Source organism: Fructilactobacillus cliffordii (assembly GCF_024029355.1).
Classification (GTDB): Bacteria; Bacillota; Bacilli; order Lactobacillales; family Lactobacillaceae; genus Fructilactobacillus; species Fructilactobacillus cliffordii.
The window spans coordinates 196,367-217,038 of sequence record NZ_CP097117.1 but is presented as its reverse complement, the minus strand read 5'-3'; the positions used below and the strand labels follow the sequence as shown (position 1 = coordinate 217,038).

Genomic DNA, 20,672 nt, shown 5'->3' with positions numbered 1-20,672 from the left:
ATGATTAAAGTGGCACCATCAATTTTAAGTGCGGATTACATTAACTTGCAAAAGAGCATTGAAGCGGTTGATCAAGCGGGAGCAGAAGTGCTTCACATTGACGTTATGGACGGTTTGTTTGTTCCAGCCATTTCCTATGGTCCAGCCTGGGTTAAGGCAATTCGGCCGATTACACAAATGGAATTAGATTGTCATTTGATGATTGAAAATCCAGAACGGTACGTGGATACGTTTGCTGACAACGGAGCTGATTTAATTGGGGTTCACGTGGAAGCAACTCCTCACATTCACCGGGCTTTACAGATGATTAAGAACAAGGGTGTGAAAGCTGAAGTTGTCATTAACCCGGGAACGCCGGTGAGTTTGATTGAACCGGTGTTGTACCTCATTGATCAAGTATTGGTTATGACGGTTAACCCCGGTTTTGGGGGCCAGAAGTTTATTCCCGAAACGATTAGTAAGATTAAGCAACTAAACCAACTGCGGAATGAAAATGAAGACTACGACTTTACCATTGAAATTGATGGGGGTGTTAACAACCAGACGGTGGTTAAACCATACGAAGCCGGTGCGGATGTTGCCGTAGCCGGTTCGTACGTCTTTGGTGCCGAAAATCCTGCCGAACGGGTCCAAGCAATCAAAAAGGCAACTGATTTTTAAAAACGGAGATCAAGTTAATGGAGACAATTAATTTGTTGGCCGGGGGACCTAAATCCGAGTGGCCAGTTGATTTAAATCATCGGTTGGAACAAAATCCCTGCATTGGAATTGACCGGGGGACGTTGCATTTGCTGGACATGGGCATTACCCCCTATGCAGCCATTGGTGATTTTGATTCTGTTTCCGCAAATGAACTTGCGTTGATTAGGCAATGTGTGGAGATTGTGCACCAGTCTAATCCAATTAAGGATGAAACCGATACAGAGTTAGCGTTACAGTTTGCGGGTCAGCAATTTCCTGCGGCTCACCTAACTTTGTATGGATTTTCGGGCGGTCGACTGGATCAACTTCTGACTAATTTGTTAATGGTTTATCGACCGTTTTTAACGGATGTGATTACGCGCTTAACGCTGCAAGATCGTCACAATTGGATTCAGTTCTATCAACCGGGAACGAATCTGGTGGAGAAGCAATCTGGGATGAAATATCTGGATTTTGTAGCTTTGGAGCCGACCACGTTGACCTTGCCTGACGAGAAGTACCAACTAAATCGCTTTGCAGTCAAACGACCCACCTCGTTTTCCAGTAATGAGTTTCTGGGTGAACAAGGTACATTTAATTTTGATCACGGTATCATGATGGTAGTCCAAAGTCATGATTAGTTTAAAACAAAAGAGCAACCGCAATTGCGGTTGCTCTTTTGTTTTAATTAATTAAAATGTGGAATAAAGCTTAAACCCGTTTGAATTTACCAGATTTTAAAGTTCTGGCACTTAACCAAACTTTCTTTGGTTTCCCATCAACTAAAATCCGTACTTTTTGCAAATTCGGCTTCCAACTACGTCTCGAAGCGTTCAAAGCGTGAGAACGACGGTTACCAAAGTGGGTTCTCTTTCCAGTTAAAGCATCCTTAGCCATGAAAATCCCTCCTTTGTCATAAAATAAAGCGTAATTAGCTATGTGACTAATCTAGCACAAGTTTAGCGCAATTGCAATCTTTCTTTCAAGTAATCTTACTTGACAGCAAAAACGGAATGTTTTGGTTTTTAAAATCAGTATGTTAATATATAGTATCGTGAGAAACTCGTTAAAAATAGGGAGATGCATCCGATGGCTGTAAAAATGAACACTAAATATGGATCAATCGATATTGACAATGATGTGATTGCTACGGTAGTCGGTGGTGCCGCTACCGATAATTATGGAGTAGTCGGAATGGCTAGCCGTAATCAAATTAAAGATGGAATGAACGAAATTCTACGGCGGGATGCTTATTCCCGCGGAATTGTGGTTCGGCAGATTGATGATGAAATTCAGGTCGACGTTAACATTATTGTGAGCTATGGAACTAAGATTTCTGAGGTTTCACGAACCGTGCAAGCCAAAGTTAAATACAATCTGGAAACGATGTTAGGGGTAACCGCTGACTCCGTGAACGTGTTTGTGCAGGGCGTTAAGGTCATTAACGACTAAAAAGTTTGAATTAAGAGGGAGATTGGATAATTGTGTCAGTAACGAAGATTACTACTAAAGAGTTCGACCAAATGGTTCAAGCTGCAGCGGTCGTCCTCCAAAATAATGCAGAATTTATTAATTCTTTAAACGTTTTTCCGGTTCCAGATGGGGATACCGGGATGAATATGAGTTTGTCGTTTGCGAGTGGAGCAAAGTACGTCGCTAAGGAATCTCAACAAACGGTGGGAGCTAAAGCAGCGGCACTGGCCAAGGGTTTACTGATGGGAGCTCGAGGAAATTCCGGGGTCATTTTGTCCCAAATTTTCCGAGGCTTTTCTAAAAACGTAGAAGGAAAAACCGATTTAACGGCGCAAGAATTTGCCGATGCCATCACTGCCGGAGCTAAAACTGCTTACAGTTCAGTGATGAAGCCGACGGAAGGAACCATTTTAACGGTCATTCGGTTTGCGGCCAATGCTGGTCGCAAAGAAGCAGCCCAAACTGATGATTTAGGAGTGGTGAGCGATGCCATCAAGCAAGGTGCTCAAACGGCTTTGAAGCAAACGCCGGATTTACTTCCGGTTTTGAAACAAGTCGGGGTCGTTGATTCTGGGGGACAAGGATTGACCTTTGTGCTGGAAGCCTTTGCTGACATTTTGAATAACCGTGAGCCTTCCGATGACGTTCATGCTAAGTTTAATGTCGAAGCTAACAAGATGGACGAGATGGTGAAAAAATCAGACCATGCGAGTGCGCAAGGTCAACTGAACCCCGATGACATTGTCTATGGATACTGTACTCAAATGACGGTACGCTTTGGAAAGGGCAAGGAGTACAAAGATAAATTTGATTATGATCATTTTTATGATCATCTCGCTCCCCTCGGTGATTCATTGTTAGTGATTAATGACGATGAAGTGGCCAAAGTACACATTCATACGGAACATCCTGGCAAGGTTTTGGCTTGGGGTCAAAATTTTGGTGATTTGATTAACATCAAGATTGACAACATGCGGGAACAACAAGAAGCCATCATGGAAAATGATGAAGAAGCTGAATCCACCATGCCGGCAAAGGAAGCTGTTCCAGAAGAACCAGCTGCTGAAATGGCAGTGATCGCCGTTGTCGCCGGAGCTGGATTAGAAAAACTGTTTAAGAGTTTAGGCGTTACCAAAATTATTAGTGGTGGGCAGACCATGAATCCTAGTACCGAGGACATTGTGAAGGCTGTCAATACGACGAACGCCAAGCACGTTTTGGTTTTACCTAACAATAAAAATATCTTTTTAGCTGCCGAACAAGCAGAAGATTTAACGGACGTTCCGATGAAGGTGGTGCACACCAAAACCATTCCGCAAGGATTGACAGCCATGTTTGCTTACAATCCTGAGGCTAGTTTGAGCGATAACCAAACGGCAATGGATGATTCGTTAGATACAGTTAAGAGTGGCCAGGTGACGACGGCCATTCGGGATACCAAGCTTGATGGCTTAGAAATTAAAAAAGGACAATTCATGGGCATCATTGATGGTCAGATCCAGGTTACAGCGAAAACGTTAGACGAAGCAGCTGTGCAAATGACCAAGCAAATGTTAGATGATGACAGTGAAAACGTGACGATTATTTACGGTGAGGGGGCGACGGAAGCTGATGCGAAACAAGTTGAAGCAGCCGCCGCAGCTGTCGATGATGAATTAGAAATCGAAATTCACGCTGGAAATCAACCAGTTTATCCGTTCATTATTTCGGTGGAATAAAACGAAGGGAATTAAGTAAGGCTGTCAATTCTACTAGAATTGACAGCCTTTTCCTACAGTTAGGTGGTGAAAGTTGTGAAGAATATTTTGGATCCAGTGGGAACGCTTAAGGGGGTCGGACCCAAAAAGCAAGTGGCGTTGGCTGACCTTAGCATTCATACCGTATTTGACCTTTTGACCTATTTTCCATTCCGCTATGAAGATTTTCGGAGCCAGGCGCTCACCGACTTACAGGATCAACAGTTAGTGACGTTAAAAGGGACCGTGGCTACGGAACCGGTGGTTAATTACTTTGGACGGCGGAAAAACCGCTTGGTTCTCCGACTCATGGTAGACAACGATGTCGTTCCAGTGACCTTTTTTAATCAACCTTGGCTGAAAAAACAGGTGGAAGTAGGGCAAACATTGCTGGTTCATGGTAAATTTGACGCTAGCAAAAAGAGTTTAACCGGAATTAAACTATTAACCGATGAACACCATCAGTTTAATTCGATTTACTCGGTTAACCATCAGATTACCCAGAAAACACTTCAGGCTTTGATTAAGCAAGCTTATTCTGAATACCAAGCGGTCATCGAAGATTTTGTGCCCAGCTGGATTCGAACCAAATTTCGCTTGGAACCACTAAAAACGGTGATTAAGGAAATGCACTTTCCGAGTAATCCCCAATCGGTTAAATTAGCGCGCCGAACGGCGAAGTTCAATGAATTCTTCTTGTTTCAGATGCAGTTGCAAACTTTGAAACAGCGCCAGCAGCAACCAGAACCAAAGGCCCAGATTAAGGCAGATAAGTTAACTTTGAAACCGTTTATTGAGCAATTACCGTACCAATTGACGGATGCTCAGGATCGGGTGGTAAATGAAATTTTAACGGATTTACAGCGTCCCGTTCCGATGAACCGGCTCTTGCAGGGAGACGTGGGGAGTGGGAAAACCATTGTGGCCGCGTTAGCAATCCTAGCCACCGTCTTGTCAGACCAACAGGCCGTGCTACTGGCACCGACCGAAATTTTAGCGGAGCAACACGCTAACAGTTTGGCACAGTTATTTGCGGGAACCAACATTAACATTGCTTTGCTAACTGGAGCCACTTCTGCTAAAGCTCGACGTACGTTATTACCGCGAATTAAGGCAGGTCAAATTAACTTGGTAGTGGGCACGCACGCTCTGTTTCAACCCAGTGTGAAGTATCATCACTTGGGTTTAGCAGTTATTGATGAACAGCACCGGTTTGGGGTGAACCAACGCAAGCAGATGCGAGAAAAGGGGCCAGCAACGAACGTCTTATCGATGACGGCGACCCCGATTCCCCGGACTTTATCAATTACCGCCTATGGTGAGATGGATGTTTCTGTGATTGATGAACTTCCCGGCGGCCGGAAACCAATCAAAACGACTTGGATTAAGAGTAGTCAAGAAGAGACAATGATGAAATTTGTCCGCAAGCACCTTCACAACGGAGAGCAGGCTTACGTCGTGGTTCCTCTGATTGATGAATCCGATGCAGTCGAAATGCGGAACGTGATGATGACCTATTCGCACTTTCAGGAGCAGCTAGGTCATGATTTTCACGTCGGTTTACTGCACGGACAGATGAATGAAGCTGATAAAAACCAGGTCATGGACGATTTTAAACATAATCGAACTCAAGTCCTAGTTTCTACCACCGTGATTGAAGTGGGCGTGGACGTTTCCAACGCCAGTGTGATGGTTATTTATGATGCCGATCACTTTGGCTTAGCCCAACTTCATCAACTGCGGGGGCGCGTGGGTCGAGGCGCACAGCAATCTTACTGTATCTTAATTGCCGATCCCAAGAACAAAGTCGGCGTGCAACGAATGAACGTCATGAGCACGTCAACCGATGGTTTCTTTATTTCACAAAAAGATTTAGAATTAAGGGGTCCGGGTGACATTCTAGGCAAACAGCAGTCGGGAATTCCGAGTTTTAACGTGGGAGATCCGATTAGTGATGTGAATGTCTTGAGTGCCGCCCAAGAAGTCGCTAAAATGGTGACTGATAATCCCGAGTGGATGCAAGATCCAGATAATCAAAACTTAGTCCGACAATTACAAACATTAAATAACAATACCTCATTTGATTAAGGAGTTACTGCATGATTAAAATTGCAATTGATGCCATGGGTGGCGACTATGCTCCCCAAGCAATCGTGGCGGGCGCAGAATTAGCTCGTGATGCTAGTCAGAACGATGTAGAATACATCTTGTTTGGAGACCAACAGCAAATTGAGCCGTTAGTCAAAAATCAGGAGCACATTCAGATTGTTCACGCTGATGAAGTAATTGAAATGGATGATGAACCGGTGCGAGCGGTCAAAAAGAAGAAACGGGCGAGTTTAGTCCTCGCAGCTCAGGCGGTTCGAGATGGGGAAGCGGACTTATTGCTTTCAGCTGGAAATACCGGGGCCCTGATGGTCGCGGGTTTATTAATTATCGGTCGGATGCGCGGAATAAGTCGACCTGGGTTAATTGTGACGTTGCCAGTCGTTGATAATGATCAGGGATTTACCATGATTGATGCCGGCGCGAATGCAGATGCTAAGGTGGAAAACGTGCTTCAGTACGCCCAACTAGGTAAATTGTACAGTCAATTGGTGCGTAAGATGGATAACCCTCGAATTGGCTTAATTAACAACGGAACAGAACCAGATAAAGGGGACGTCAACCACCGAAAAATGTATGAAGAACTCGAAAAAATGGGTCAAGCCGGGGAGCTGAACTTCATTGGAAACGTGGAAGCACGCGATCTCTTACATAATGTAACCGACGTGGCTGTCACCGATGGATTTACTGGCAATGCAGCTTTAAAGGGGATTGAAGGTAGTGCTCTGGCCGTGGTCAATATGATTAAAGATAGTATTAATGATGGTGGGATCCGAGAGAAACTCGGGGGTCTATTGTTAAAACCAGCGTTAAAACAAATTGCCAAAAAGATGGATTACACGCGGTATGGTGGTTCTGTCTTGCTGGGATTGAAAGCACCAGTAATTAAAACGCACGGAAATAGTAATGCCAAAACAATTTTCTACGCCCTGCAGAGCGCAGCTGAAGTGGCTAATTCAAATTTAGTGCACGGAATTGCAATGCAATTCCATGCTGATCAACAGCAAAAATAACGGTGGAGGGATTTTACCATGGATGAACAAACGGTATTTGCAACGGTAGCACAAACGTTGGAAGATCAATTTCAAGTTGAAAAGGATGAGATTAACCTAGAAACTAATTTTCAACGTGATTTAGGCGCCGATTTTGTGGACTTGGCTCATTTTATCGTTGAGCTTGAGGATGAGTTTGGGGATGTCATTCCAGACGATGCCGCGGAACAGATTGATACAGTTCAAGACTTAGTAACCGTAATCGTTAAAAATACACCAAAGCAAAAATAAGTGAAACCCCATCATTGACTGATGGGGTTTTTCGTTTAATGCTATAATAGAATTATTAAAAAATCGGGAGGAACTTCACTTGCAGAAAGAATTTGATCACAAATTAGCCAGTGATTATAACATTAAATTTAACAACGAAGCATTATTAGACGAAGCCTTTACGCAGGCTTCCTACGTTAACGAGCATCCAGATGAAGACCTTAAGTTTTACGAACGATTGGAGTTTTTAGGCGATGCGGTTTATCAGTTAGTGGTTTCTGATTACATTTTTAAACGCTACCCAGAAATGCCCCAAGGACGGTTAACCCGGCTCCGAGCCGCGATGGTTAATCGGCATAGTTTTAGTCGCTTTGCCCGTGAATGTCACTTTGATAAATACATTCGGTTGGGAAAAGGAGAAGAAAAGGCGGGCGCTCGCAATCGCGATTCGTTACTGTGTGACATCTTTGAATCGTTCATTGGGGCCGTTTATTTGGACCAGGGAATTGAAACCGTGAAAAACTTTTGTCGCTTAGTAATTTTTCCTAAGCTTGATGAAGGTTGGTTTGACGAATTCTTTGACCATAAGACCGAATTACAAGAAGCAATTCAAGTTAATGGACCCGTCGACATTAACTACGAACTTTTAGATGAAGACGGACCTGACAACGACCGGCAGTTTAAAGTGGCTGTTTTGGTCGATAACCAAGAACTAGGCGTGGGTGAGGGTCATTCGAAAAAAAGTGCTGAACAAGCAGCTGCTAAAGCTGCGTTAAATAAACTTGGTATCAAAGACCAAAAACTACAATAAAGTGGGTGAACGTTCGTGAAGTTACAGTCAATTCAAATCTCTGGATTTAAATCATTTGCCGAGCGAACGGTCATTGACTGTCAAGATGGTTTAACGGGAATCGTGGGTCCCAACGGAAGTGGGAAAAGTAACATTATTGAAGCAATTCGGTGGGCCTTGGGGGAACAGTCGGCTAAGCAACTACGGGGCCAAAAAATGAAGGACGTCATTTTTTCTGGTTCTAATGATCGGCGTCCTTTGAATCGGGCCGAAGTAAGTTTGCAATTTGAAAATCACGATCACTACCTAGCCACCGATTATAGCGAGGTTAAAATTACCAGACGTTACTATCGCAATGGTGAGAGTAACTATTTAATTAATGATCAAGAATGCCTCTTACGTGATATCCAGCGTCTGTTTTTAGATACTGGTTTAGGAGAAGGGTCACTGTCGATTATTTCTCAAGGAAACGTGGATGATATTTTAGCCGGAAGCGGAGAACAACGGCGGGCAGTGATTGAAACGGCTGCGGGAGTGTATCGGTATAAAAAACAAAAGGCTGATTCGGAAAAGAAACTAGCTGATACGCAGGCGAACGTCGAACGGGTCTCAGACATTGCCCGCGAACTAAATAAGCAGTTAGAGCCGTTAAAAGCGCAATGTGCAACGGCTAATGAGTACTTAGAACATACGGCTCGTTTGGAGCAGTTACGCTATACTCAGTTGGTAACTCAACGGCATCAGTTTCAGCAGCAACAGCAACATACTACTGTTCAATTGCAAGATCAAGCAGTTGACCAACAACGTCTAACGAAGCAACTAGAACAGTTAAATGAACAGAAGCAAACGGTGCATCAACGGCTAACAACGGCTGAACAACGGCAAGATGAATTGCAACAGCAACTATTAGCGGCGACGAAGCAACTAGAATCAGTTACGGGGAAAGCTAAACTCCGCAAACAGCAGCTTGAATTTAATCAAACCCGGCTCACTGAACTTCAGGAACGGCATCAACAAGAGCAGGAAAAAATTAATCAGCTGAAAGAACAACTGCAAGCAGTTCAAACGACGGAACAAACAACTATCGAACGCTTACAGGCGCTAACCAAGCAAATTGAAGCGAGTGATGCCACGAAAAAATTGAAACAGGTAGATGCAGAAGAGGCTGAATTAGAGCAAGCTCAAAGTCAATACGTTGCGCTAATGCAAAAGTTAACGAATCAAAAAAACGAGTTGCGGATGGCGGATCAACTGTCTGAACGACAACAACAGGCCTATCAAGAAAAACAACGGCAATTACGAGAGCTAGAAACGGAACAACTACGTCAGGAAGCAACATTAGCCACGGCCACGCAGAACGTAGAGAACTTGCAACAACAAGTTACGCAAGCACAAGCACAGCAACAACGGTTTCAAGCCCAAGTTGATGAGCTGGCCAATCAACAGGAACAGCAGCAACAAAGTTGGTATCAACAACTGCGTGATTTGCAGACGGTTAAGACCGAATGTGATAGCTTACAAAATATGGTAACGGGGCATAATAATTTGTACCGGGGCAGTCGGAATTTACTGCAACATCGTGACGAATTAACTGGGATTTTAGGACCAGTCGGTGATTTCTTGCAGGTTGAGGAGCGTTATTTACAAGCGATTGAAACCACGCTAGGCGGCGCCATCCAGCAAATTGTAGTTGACAACGTCAAAAATGCCCGGCAGGCCATTCGCTTTTTAAGTCAACGGCAACTCGGTCGGGTAACGTTATTGCCCCTAGATGCCATTAATGAACGATTTGTGAATCCCAGTTTGTTACGGATGGCTGAACAACAACCCGGCTTTTTAGGTGTCGCTGCTGACTTAGTCACCATGCCGGCCAAAATGAAACGGGTTAAAGTCCATTTGTTGGGAAACGTGATCATTGCAGACGATTTGAAGCATGCCACGGCAATTAGTCAACTGGTTCAACGCCGGGTTAAAATTGTAACGTTAGCCGGAGAGGTGGTTAATGCAGGAGGATCCATTACCGGAGGAAAAAATCAACGTGATGAAAGTGGAATCTTGCGGCAACGCCAACGATTAGACCAGCTAACGCAACGAAAAACCCAGTTACAACAACAGTTAAAACAACAGGAACAACGTTTGACAGAAATTAAGCAAGCAGGGCAAACTGCTCAAACTAAACGGGACGAGTGGTATCAACAAGAATCAACTCAGACTGCGGAGTTAAAGATGCAGCAGCAACAAGTTGCGCAATTAACGGAACAATTAGAACGACAAAAACGTGAACAGGCGGCGACTCGACTGCAGTTAAAACTGAATTTTGCAGATGACAAGCAAACGCCAGTAGATTCGCAAGCTATTGCCCAAACTCAAGCTAAATTAGATCAGAATCAAGCAACGGTCAAGCGCCTGAAACAGGCAATCCAAACCCATAAGCAACAACAGCAACAAAGTCAGTCTGTTTTGATGAAACAGCAACAGCGGGAGAGTCAGATTCGAGAAAGACTGAAACAGGAACGCAATCAGGTGCATCAGGTAACGAAGCAATTGCAAACTGCACAGGAGGATGAAACTCAATTACAACAGCAATTGACTCAACTGCGACAAGGTTTGGCTGAACTAGAATCAGATGCAACCATTAATCCTGCTGAACTCCAAAGTCAGATTGAGAAACAACAACAAGAGTTACAGGAAATTAAACAACAAATCAAGACGGGAAGAACTAAGGCTGAGACGTTGGAAAGTGAAATTACAGACCAGCACCAATCGTTGACAAAGGTTCAGCAACAGGCTCATGAGCTTCAGGTGGATGCTAAAATTCAACAGCAACATCTAACCGAAGTCCAATCGGAATTGCAATCCTTACAGGATAGTTCTAACCAGGAACTGCAGGTTCTTGATTTAGACGAAGCTACTTTGCAACAAGAATTGGACCAGGTTCAAGACCAAATTACCGCCCTTGGGCCCGTTAACGTAGAAGCAATTTCGGCTTATGATGAATTGAAAACACGCTCGGATTTTGTAAATGAACAGCTAGACGATCTTTTAACGGCGAAGACTCAGTTATTAACGATTATGAATCAGATGGATCAAACGGTGAAAGAACGGTTTCAAACCACTTTTAACGAGGTGGCTTCCGCCTTTACTGAAGTCTTTCGGCATATTTTTGGTGGTGGAGAAGCTAAACTAAAACTAGCAGATCCCCATCACTTATTGACAACGGGAATTGACATTCTTGTGAAACCACCAGGAAAACGGTATCGGGATTTGAGTTTGTTATCTGGTGGAGAAAAGGCATTAACTGCCTTAGCTTTATTGTTTGCGGTCTTGCAGGTGAAGCCAGTACCATTCGTGATTTTGGACGAAGCAGAATCCGCGCTTGATCCCGCTAATGTGGATCGTTTCGCTCGTTATATGCAAAAATTGAAACAACAAACCCAATTTATTGTGATTACCCACCGAAAGGAAACGATGGTTTATGCAGACCAATTGGTAGGGATTACCATGCAGGATTCTGGAGTTTCAAAGTTAGTATCCGTTAACTTAGAAGATACCCAACAAAGGAGACATAACGATGGGATTATTTGACATTTTTAAACGAAAAAATCAGAACGAGCACGAACATCCGGAGCAAGTTGATGGTTCTGAATTAATTTCCGCAGAACAATCCCAGGCAGCTGAATCTGATGCCGCGCAATCAGAAATGACGTCAGCTGTTAGCACTGAGCAATCAACGGCTAGTACGGAAACAGCAATCGCTTCTGCAAGTGAAAGTGCTAGCCCGCAAGTAAACGAAGGCTCAACTGCAATGGAATCGGAAGCCACTACTTCAGAAAGTACAACGGAAGCAACGTCTGAAACGGCAGCTTCCGCGGAGAAAATTAAGTCAGAGTCAGTAACTGTCGCCACAGAAGAATCAGCTTCAGCCAAGCAGTCTGAGGAATCAGAACAAGAAACGATGCAAGCAGCCGAGCAAAAATATGAGCACGGGTTATCGAAATCACGGTCTTCATTTGGTCAAAGTTTAAACCGATTGTTTGCGAACTTCCGGTCGGTGGATGAAGCCTTTTTTGATGATTTAGAGGATACCTTAATTCAGGCTGATGTGGGGGTTAATACTGCAACTGACATCAGTGACCAACTTCGTGATGCTGTGCGGTTAAACAACATTAAAAATCGCAATGAAGTCCAAAACTTCATCGTGCAAAAACTAGTCGAAATTTACGACGTTCCGGACCAACAATCGATGGAACTGCAACAAAATCCGGACGGCCCGACCGTAATTCTGATGATTGGGGTTAATGGAGCTGGAAAGACGACCACGATTGGAAAACTGGCGAACCAGTATCGTTCGGAAGGGAAAAAAGTGTTAGTGGCTGCGGCTGATACGTTCCGGGCGGGAGCCATTGAACAGCTAGCTGAATGGGCGCGCCGCGATCAGGTAGACATCGTGCAAAAACCAGAAGGTAGCGATCCCGCTTCGGTAGTCTTTGACGCGGTGAAACGAGCTAAAGACGAAGATTACGACATCTTGTTAGTTGATACAGCGGGACGGTTACAAAACAAGGTTAACCTGATGAAAGAGCTGGAAAAGATGAATAAAATCATCCAACGAGAAATTCCAGGGGCACCGCAAGAAGTCCTCTTGGTAATTGATGCAACGGTCGGACAAAACGCCTTAACTCAAGCCAAGCTCTTTCGTGATGTAGCAGATATTACCGGAATTGTTTTGACGAAGTTAGATGGAACGGCCAAGGGTGGAATTGTTCTGGCCATCAAGCAGGATCTGGGGATTCCCGTGAAGTACGTCGGATTAGGAGAAGGAGTTAACGACCTCCAGACTTTTAATCCGGAAGAATTTGTGTATGGGCTCTTTAAAGGCCTCATTAAGGAATAACCATGGAAACTGATTTTAATGCTAAACTAGCTAAGGATAACCGGATTAACGCGTTATTTGATTTTTACGGCAGCTTATTGACGCCCAAACAGGCTGATTACATTCGCCAGTACTACGCCGATGACCTATCACTGGGTGAGATTTCTGAGAATTTTAACGTGAGTCGGCAAGCGGTGTACGATAACATTCGTCGGACCGAACTGACCCTAGAGCGGTACGAAGAGCGGATGGGCTTGTATCAAAAATTTGTGGCGCGCAATCAACTGATTGATCAATTAGCGCAGGTCGTGCACACTAAACACGCAGATGACGGACAATTAAACGAGTTAATGAACCGGTTAGAAAAACTAGAAGAAAACTAAAGGAGGACACATGGCATTCGAAGGTTTATCAGAAAAATTACAAAATGCGTTTCGTAATTTACGGGGAAAGGGCCAGATTAGTGAAGCCGATTTACGCAGTACTATGCGCGAGATTCGGCTGGCTCTGTTAGATGCCGACGTTAATTTTACGGTGGTACGTAATTTTGTTAAGCAAGTGCAAGAAAAAGCCAAGGGGGAAAAGGTGCTCGAAGGCCTGAACCCGGGGCAACAAATCGTTAAGATTGTTGACGATGAATTAACTGAAATGATGGGTGGTTCAGCCACCGATCTGAAAAAGGCCCCTAAGATTCCCACAATCGTCATGATGGTTGGGCTTCAAGGGGCTGGAAAAACGACGACGGTGGGGAAACTCGCTAACCGTTTGAAAAAGGATGATAACGCACGGCCGTTGCTAATTGCGGCTGACGTTTATCGTCCGGCAGCCATCGACCAGTTAGAACAAGTGGGAAAGCAAATTGACGTCCCGGTCTTTTCAGAAGGGACCGACGTTGATCCAGTGCAAATCGTTAAGGATGGACTGGATCAAGCTCGCGAAAATCATAACGATTACGTCTTTATCGATACGGCCGGACGGCTACAGATTGACGAAAAGTTAATGCACGAGTTGGAACAAATTAAGGAAGTTGCTAAACCAACTGACATTCTGCTGGTTGTAGATGCCATGACCGGACAAAGTGCGGTTGAAACGGCTGAAGGTTTTAACGATGATCTGGATATCACCGGAGTGGTCTTAACCAAATTAGACGGGGATACTCGTGGTGGTGCGGCCTTATCCATTAAGGCTGTGACTGGTAAACCAATCCTCTTTACCGGTCAGGGTGAAAAGATGGACGATTTGGATGTCTTTCATCCCGATCGAATGGCCTCCCGAATCCTGGGAATGGGAGACGTGCTCTCCTTAGTTGAAAAGACCCAGAAAAATGTGGATGAACAAAAAGCGCAGGAACTCGCTGAAAAGATGCGCGAAAATTCCTTCAACTTTGATGATTTCCTGGATCAATTACAACAAATTCAAAACATGGGTCCGTTAAAGGACATCATGGCGATGATTCCAGGAATGGCCAACAACCCGGCGCTTAAAAACGTGGAAATGGATCCCAAGGATTTGGAACGAATCAAGGCGATGATTTATTCCATGACGAACGAGGAACGGGAAAATCCAGATGTTCTAAATCCATCCAGACGGCGTCGGATTGCCCGTGGTTCAGCGCAACCGATTCAAAGCGTGAACCGGATGATCAAGCAGTTTGATCAAATGAAGAAAATGATGAACCAAGTCTCAAACGGGAACATGGCTGGAATGGAAAACATGATGCAGGCTGCTGGCATGGGTGGCGGTGGCATGGGCGGTAAGCTTTCCAACCTTGCCATGAAACGGATGAGTCGTAAGATGAAAAAGAATAAGCGAAAACGTTTGAAAAAACGGAAAAAGTAAGAGTGTAAAGAAAAAACCCTTTACATTACTTTTTATTCTTGGTAAGATAGAAACCGTTAAGAAAACTTGAGGAGGTGTCATTATGTCTGTTAAAATTCGTTTGAAACGAATGGGTTCCAAGAAAAATCCATTTTATCGAATCGTAGTTGCTGATTCACGAAGCCCTCGTGATGGTCGTTACATTGAAAACGTGGGAACTTACAACCCATTAATTCAAGAAAACCAAGTAACTTTAGAAGAAGAAACAATTTTGGATTGGTTGCAAAAGGGTGCCAAGCCTTCTGATACAGTTCGCAACATTTTGTCAAGAGCCGGCATCATGAAGAAGTTGCATGAAGCCAAATTAGCTAACAAGCAAAAATAAGGCTGATCATGGTAAACTTTGACAATCTCATCACAACCATCATTAAACCGTTAGTAAAGTTTCCCGATGACATCAAAATTGATCATCGGGAAACCGCTGAATTTCATGAATATATTTTGACTCCGAATCCCCAAGACGTGGGGCGGGTGATTGGTAAACGAGGCCGTGTGGCACAAACCATTCGCGCGATTGTATATAGCATTCACGTTCCTGATCACAAGCGAGTTAAGTTAATTATTGATGACGGTAAATAGAAAAGAACTCTTAGATAAAACCCAGTTTTATTTAGGAGTTTTTTTAGCATAAATTAGAATTAAAGGGATTACTTAAATATGGATTACTTAGAGATTGGAACGCTCGTCAACACGCAGGGAGTAAAAGGTGAGGTTCGAGTTTTACCCCAAACTGATTTTCCGGAAGTTCGCTTTCAACCAGGCGCGACCGTCTACGCCTTTCCTAAAAACGGTCAGATGGTTGAACTAGAAATTGATCAATCCCGGAAACACAAAAATTTTATCTTGTTGCACTTTAAGGATCATCCGTCCATCAATGACGTGGAATACTTAAAGCCGTCTACTCTAAAAATTGATGCCGCTAAACAAGCTGAGGCTCCGTTACAGCCTGGTGAATACTACTACAGCCAAATCATTGGCTTACGCGTGATTGATGAAACTGGTCGCGAATTAGGTACAATTAAAGACATCATGGATTTAGGTCCAAACGACGTCTGGGTGGTTAAGCGCAATAACCAACCTGATTTATTGCTACCTAAAATCGATGAGGTCATCAAAAAGGTTGATTTAGAGCACCAGGTTGTAACGGTGGAATTGCTGGAGGGTTTGGAATAAATGAAGATTGACGTGTTAAGTTTATTTCCCCAAACCATCAGCGGACCGTTGCACGATTCAATTTTAGGGAAAGCCTTAGAAAAACACCTTTTAGAGGTGAGCGTCACTAATTTTCGTGATTTTTCTGAGAATAAGCACCATAACGTTGATGATACTCCGTATGGAGGCGGAGCGGGAATGCTCCTGCAGGCGCAACCAATTGTTGATGCCGTGGCGTATACGCAACAACAAGCCCAAGCAGAGGGACTTTCAGCCGGACGAGTTATTTTAACTGATCCAGCTGGGAAGAGATTTGACGAGCAAGCGGCCGCCGATTTAGCTCAAGCAGATCATTTAACCTTTATTTGCGGACACTATGAGGGCTTTGACGAGCGGGTGAAGGCGGTCGTCACCGATGAGTATTCAATTGGTGATTATGTGCTGACTGGAGGCGAGTTGCCAACGCTGGTCATGATTGATGCCTTGTCACGGTTGATTCCCGGCGTCCTTGGTAACGATGAATCCGCGGTAGATGATTCCTTTTCTACAGGATTACTAGAAGCGCCTCAATACACACGTCCCGCTAATTTTCGTGGTGCAGATGTTCCTGCTGTTTTAATGAACGGAGACCACCAAAAGATTGCTGATTGGCGTTTGAAGGAGTCATTACGCAAAACCTATTTGCATCGGCCGGATTTAATTGATTATCAGCAACTTTCGCCGCGAGCGAAAGAGTTATTAGCTGAAGTAAAAATTGAAGAAGAATAAAATTAGTCTTTATTTGGTTGTGATTATGTGCTATATTATTAGTTAGTCGTGAGACTAAAAAAATACAACAGTATTCCGCTGTCGAAAAGATATGAGTGCTAGTTAGGAGAATTGACATGCGTCAAAACAAGCTGATCGAAAAGATCAATCAGGAACAATTACGTTCTGACATTCCCGACTTTCGGCCGGGTGATACTGTAACGGTATCTGTTCGAGTTGTTGAAGGTGACACGGAACGGTTACAAGATTTTACTGGTGTAGTTATCAAGCGCCGCGGTGTCGGGATTCAAGCTACCTACACTGTTCGTAAAATCAGTAACGGAATCGGTGTGGAAAGAATTTTCCCACTTAACTCACCTCGAGTTGCTAAACTTGAAGTCGTTCGTCATGGTAAGGTTCGTCGTTCAAAACTTTACTACCTGCGCGATCGTCAAGGAAAAGCTGCTCGGATCAAGCAATCATTCAAAAAACGCTAAAAGAAAAACGGTTGGAAATTTTTCCAACCGTTTTTTGTTGGTTTACGAGTTACTAAAATTATGATATTTTAGTAATTAAACTAACTTAGAGGAGAATTAAATGGGTTTTTGGATCTTTTTAGGCATAATTATCATTTTGATGCTGTTAGAAGTGTTTGTTTTAACGGATACTAAATATTTCTTGGTGGGTGGGATTATTCCACTCATAGGAACCATTGGGATTTTATTTGTCTTAATTGCAACCCATAGTTATTCATCGGGTGATTTCTTCCATGCCCTTATAGGCATTTTTATGCTATTACTTTTCTGGGGTGCGGGGGATGACCGTCACCGACGCAAACTAAAGCGAACAGAAGCAGAAAGGTTAGCGCATAAGCATCATGATGATTAAGTAATTTAAGAAAAAGAGATTGGATTTTTTCCAATCTCTTTTTGATTTATGCTTGTAATTGATTGCGACTCTTCTTGCGCAAGCCCACTTCATACATCAACCAGCCGATTAGTCCAAAGGCAACCGGGCCAAAGATGGTCCAGAATGCGGTTTGATAATCGTGTTCTAATAGAGGTTCGACGGCCGTAAAACCAATCCCTAAGACTAAGATAACGAGAATAATGACTACGACAACGTTCGTCATGATGCGATTTTTGTAAAATACAAACGGTCGTTCAATGTCAGGGATTTTTTTAAAGAACGGAAAGGCTCCAACTAAGAAGAGGTATGGGAAGGTGCTCGAAATATTGGCCATATCGGTCAAAATCAGATAGAACTGTTGCGCTCCCGATCCACTAAACGAAATGGCAAAAATCACCAATGAAACAGCGGCAGCTTGCAACCACATGGCAAAGGATGGCATTCCGTGTTGGTTAAGATTCGTAACGCGCTTGGGCCAAATCTGTGGGTCAGAGCCTTCAATAAACGACTTAATTGGGGAGTAGATTAGCACAAAGAAGGAGCCCAGGTAGGCCAGAAACATACTGAGACCTGCGAACCGCGCCAGCCAGTTTCCAACCGTAATGGCCACGGAATGCGACAATCCTAGTGATTGAGCGAAGACGAATCCAAGGTTATTCAGTAAAACGTAGGTGATGTTTCCAAGGTTAACTTTGCCGTTACCCAGGACCACGTGCCAGTTAGCGGTTACTCCAGCAAAGAAGATGGTTCCCGAATAGATGATGGCCATTAAGACGCCGGCAATCATAACACCTTTGGGGAAGGTCTTTTTAGGATTATCCACTTCGTCAACCACTCCTCCCATTGATTCCATCCCACCGTAAGCAAAGATGGCATAGACCACGAATGATAGTAAGGCAATTGGGCTGGCGAACAACGGGTTCGGAGATTTAATAAAGGAACTCATGCCGTGAATCGGTTCTGCTAATTGACCATGATGCAGAATGAGGACAATTACCGACAGAACCACAAAGACGATGGGAAGCAACAGGGTGAAGAATCCACCCAGATTGGCGATTTTAGCAATTTGTTCAAAACCACGGGTAGCACAAAACGTAATTACTAACACCCACATGATTCCTAAAATTCCCACGGTTTGCATCGGTGTAAATAGATTAAATAAGCGCCAGGTGTTGGTTTTATCCGAGCCAAAGAAGATGTTTGAAACCGGAATCCAGACCTTACTAGAAACCGATATCATCCAGATAATCCAAGCTGAGAGCCAGATAAACGTCCCGATAAAAGCGAGCCGTTCACCAATCGAATTCTTAAGCCACGAGTAGATTCCTCCCTTAGCGTCACTAAAAGCGGAACCATATTCTGCGAACATGAGGCTGGAGGGGAGAAAGAAGACGATGGCCGCAAAGGCGTACCAAATGATGCTGGCATAACCCATCTGATCATAGGCCACGGTTACGTTAGCGAACCCAAAGATTGCAGAGAAAATCATTAAGACCAGTGAACCAGTCTTCATTTTTTGTTTTGCCATGCAGTTATGATCCTCCCTATAAATTCAAATCCTGGTGATAGTTTAACGGTGATAGGTCAGCAGAGTCGGTGATAAGTTGGGATGATAATGCTTGGAACCGACTTAAGGCGAGCTTAGCTGCTTGATTGCTAGCTTGATTGGCTAATGCAACTAAATCATTGCTATTAGCAACTTGGGACTGAGCTTGATTAATAATTTGGCGATAACTTTGCCGTAGTTCTGCTTGGACGTCGTTAACCTGGTCGATAAAACGATGGTAATGAGCGTCGGTTAAAATCCCAACTAGTTTAAAGTTCCAGTAGGCGGATTGAGGATCGTAATCGTGACCAACTGGATATTGATAGGCAGCGGGAGTCTCACTAATTCCGGCGAAAAAGGGGACAAAGGTACTTTCTGCTCCAACTCCCATGGAGAGCCAGTGAATACCACCGATTTCCACGGGTAAATCTGCTTGCAATTGTAAAACGTGTGACTCTTGGGTTTTAGCGAAGCTAATCGGACGGAAGCGATGCTTGTCAAATTCACTACCCGTTCCGACTGGATCAAACTCGGTGCCTTGATAGTGAGAACTTAGCAACATTTGGACATCCGTGGCTGATAATCGACGGCTACTCTTGCGGAGGAAAGGCAAATCCTGTGAGGTTGGCTCCTGTTCAATTTCGGGATTAAACATTCTTTGTCCGTACCACACACGCGGCGTATTGTAATAGGTATCCATTTGAGTGCGAGTTCCAAAGATGTGGCGAAAGTTAAAGCCGTGTCGATCTGGATTCAGATGATTGTCGGTGACAAATTTTTCTAAACCTTGTGACCATTGAAAGTTAACCTGGTCATTAAAATCAACCTTTTCAATCGCCATTTGGTTCGCAACCACCGCATAACAGTCATCGGGAATCCGTTGGGCGACCCACTGATGACCAGAGCCGATTTCAAAGTACCAGACTTCTTGTGCATCAGAAAACAGGATTCCGTTGGTTTCACTGGCACCTTTCGTACTAACAATTTCACCCAAACGTTGGACTCCTTCTCGAGCGGATTTGACATAGGGAAGCACGACGGTGACCATTGCTTCTTCTCCGAGCCCATCCTTCACTAACGGATCGCAGCCTAAGACACTATCATTAGCATAGGTACTCTCGGTCGCACTCATGGCGACGCCGTGTTCGTTAATTCCTTCTTCTTCAAATAAGCCTTCACTGTCAGTCCATTCCGGGGTAGCCGTATACTTAGCGGCCTCAGCCGGCAGTTCTAACTGAAAGCCATTCGCAGTAGATTGAAAGACAACCGGATCAGTTGCAACCTGGTGTTCGTGAACGACGAAACGCTTCGGCCAGGCGGCTTTGGCATCCTCGTTGCGACCGATGAGGGTACTACCATCGACGGTCGCGTTTTTACCCACTAACATACTAGTGCAAGCGGAATAATTTGGTTCTGTCATATTATGATGCTCCTTCGTAAAATTAGTTCCGCATCTATTTTACACTTCTTGGGTGAAACTGAAAAAGAGAGCGCCTGCTCCGGTTAGGCAGAAGCAGGG

General features: G+C 44.1%; 21 protein-coding genes. 18 read left to right on the top strand and 3 right to left on the bottom strand.

Translation table 11 applies throughout. The annotated features are described in order from the left end of the window. A complete protein-coding gene (gene rpe / locus M3M38_RS01050) occupies positions 1-660 on the top strand; it encodes a ribulose-phosphate 3-epimerase (RefSeq protein WP_252814384.1) in 660 nt (219 codons plus the stop codon). A 17-nt stretch (positions 661-677) separates the two neighbouring features. Continuing rightward, positions 678-1,322, top strand: coding sequence for a thiamine diphosphokinase (locus tag M3M38_RS01045; RefSeq protein WP_252814382.1), 645 nt, complete (start codon positions 678-680; stop codon positions 1,320-1,322). A 70-nt stretch (positions 1,323-1,392) separates the two neighbouring features. Here the strand turns inward: M3M38_RS01045 and rpmB are convergent, their stop codons facing one another. Further along, positions 1,393-1,578 carry a 50S ribosomal protein L28 gene (gene rpmB, locus M3M38_RS01040; protein WP_252767240.1) on the bottom strand — a complete coding sequence of 62 codons (186 nt, stop codon included), beginning with the start codon at positions 1,576-1,578 and terminating at the stop codon, positions 1,393-1,395. A 192-nt stretch (positions 1,579-1,770) separates the two neighbouring features. On the opposite strand from rpmB, the gene M3M38_RS01035 reads away from it, so the two are divergent. The 16 genes from M3M38_RS01035 (at position 1,771) to M3M38_RS00960 (ending at position 17,586) form a co-directional block, all read left to right on the top strand. After that, positions 1,771-2,133 (top strand): Asp23/Gls24 family envelope stress response protein, encoded by a 363-nt coding sequence (locus M3M38_RS01035; RefSeq protein WP_252767239.1) that lies wholly within the window; start codon positions 1,771-1,773, stop codon positions 2,131-2,133. 32 nt (positions 2,134-2,165) lie between these two features. Then, on the top strand, positions 2,166-3,872 hold the full coding sequence (locus tag M3M38_RS01030) for a DAK2 domain-containing protein (protein WP_252814381.1): 1,707 nt from the start codon (positions 2,166-2,168) through the stop codon (positions 3,870-3,872). Positions 3,873-3,947: 75 nt separating this feature from the next. After that, positions 3,948-5,978, top strand: coding sequence for an ATP-dependent DNA helicase RecG (recG, locus tag M3M38_RS01025; RefSeq protein WP_252814380.1), 2,031 nt, complete (start codon positions 3,948-3,950; stop codon positions 5,976-5,978). A gap of 11 nt (positions 5,979-5,989) precedes the next feature. Then, a complete protein-coding gene (plsX, locus tag M3M38_RS01020; RefSeq protein ID WP_252814379.1) occupies positions 5,990-7,009 on the top strand; it encodes a phosphate acyltransferase PlsX in 1,020 nt (339 codons plus the stop codon). A gap of 18 nt (positions 7,010-7,027) precedes the next feature. After that, positions 7,028-7,279 (top strand): acyl carrier protein, encoded by a 252-nt coding sequence (locus M3M38_RS01015; protein WP_252767235.1) that lies wholly within the window; start codon positions 7,028-7,030, stop codon positions 7,277-7,279. A gap of 79 nt (positions 7,280-7,358) precedes the next feature. Continuing rightward, positions 7,359-8,069 (top strand): ribonuclease III, encoded by a 711-nt coding sequence (rnc, locus tag M3M38_RS01010; RefSeq protein WP_252767234.1) that lies wholly within the window; start codon positions 7,359-7,361, stop codon positions 8,067-8,069. Positions 8,070-8,084: 15 nt separating this feature from the next. Then, positions 8,085-11,633: a chromosome segregation protein SMC gene (gene smc / locus M3M38_RS01005; RefSeq protein ID WP_252814377.1), complete on the top strand. Its 3,549-nt coding sequence runs from the start codon at positions 8,085-8,087 to the stop codon at positions 11,631-11,633. After that, positions 11,620-12,942: a signal recognition particle-docking protein FtsY gene (ftsY, locus tag M3M38_RS01000; protein ID WP_252814376.1), complete on the top strand. Its 1,323-nt coding sequence runs from the start codon at positions 11,620-11,622 to the stop codon at positions 12,940-12,942. The genes smc and ftsY overlap by 14 nt, the downstream gene beginning before the upstream one ends. Positions 12,943-12,944: 2 nt before the next feature. Continuing rightward, positions 12,945-13,304 (top strand): putative DNA-binding protein, encoded by a 360-nt coding sequence (locus M3M38_RS00995; RefSeq protein ID WP_252814374.1) that lies wholly within the window; start codon positions 12,945-12,947, stop codon positions 13,302-13,304. Between the two features lie 10 nt (positions 13,305-13,314). Continuing rightward, a complete protein-coding gene (gene ffh / locus M3M38_RS00990; protein ID WP_252814372.1) occupies positions 13,315-14,760 on the top strand; it encodes a signal recognition particle protein in 1,446 nt (481 codons plus the stop codon). Between the two features lie 82 nt (positions 14,761-14,842). Beyond that, entirely contained in the window at positions 14,843-15,124 is a 282-nt protein-coding gene (gene rpsP / locus M3M38_RS00985; protein WP_252767229.1) for a 30S ribosomal protein S16, read from the top strand. A gap of 8 nt (positions 15,125-15,132) precedes the next feature. Then, the gene (locus M3M38_RS00980; protein WP_252767228.1) at positions 15,133-15,378 is read left to right on the top strand and encodes a KH domain-containing protein; all 246 of its coding nucleotides are present in this window, start codon (positions 15,133-15,135) and stop codon (positions 15,376-15,378) included. Between the two features lie 78 nt (positions 15,379-15,456). Next, on the top strand, positions 15,457-15,972 hold the full coding sequence (gene rimM / locus M3M38_RS00975) for a ribosome maturation factor RimM (protein WP_252814371.1): 516 nt from the start codon (positions 15,457-15,459) through the stop codon (positions 15,970-15,972). Further along, positions 15,973-16,719: a tRNA (guanosine(37)-N1)-methyltransferase TrmD gene (gene trmD / locus M3M38_RS00970; RefSeq protein ID WP_252814370.1), complete on the top strand. Its 747-nt coding sequence runs from the start codon at positions 15,973-15,975 to the stop codon at positions 16,717-16,719. A 116-nt stretch (positions 16,720-16,835) separates the two neighbouring features. Further along, positions 16,836-17,195, top strand: coding sequence for a 50S ribosomal protein L19 (gene rplS, locus M3M38_RS00965; protein WP_252814368.1), 360 nt, complete (start codon positions 16,836-16,838; stop codon positions 17,193-17,195). Between the two features lie 100 nt (positions 17,196-17,295). After that, positions 17,296-17,586, top strand: coding sequence for a hypothetical protein (locus M3M38_RS00960; protein WP_252814367.1), 291 nt, complete (start codon positions 17,296-17,298; stop codon positions 17,584-17,586). 46 nt (positions 17,587-17,632) lie between these two features. On the opposite strand, the gene yjeM is transcribed toward M3M38_RS00960, so the two are convergent. Continuing rightward, on the bottom strand, positions 17,633-19,135 hold the full coding sequence (gene yjeM / locus M3M38_RS00955; RefSeq protein ID WP_252814366.1) for a glutamate/gamma-aminobutyrate family transporter YjeM: 1,503 nt from the start codon (positions 19,133-19,135) through the stop codon (positions 17,633-17,635). A 16-nt stretch (positions 19,136-19,151) separates the two neighbouring features. Further along, on the bottom strand, positions 19,152-20,573 hold the full coding sequence (locus tag M3M38_RS00950) for a C69 family dipeptidase (RefSeq protein ID WP_252814365.1): 1,422 nt from the start codon (positions 20,571-20,573) through the stop codon (positions 19,152-19,154). Between the last annotated feature and the right edge of the window lie 99 nt (positions 20,574-20,672).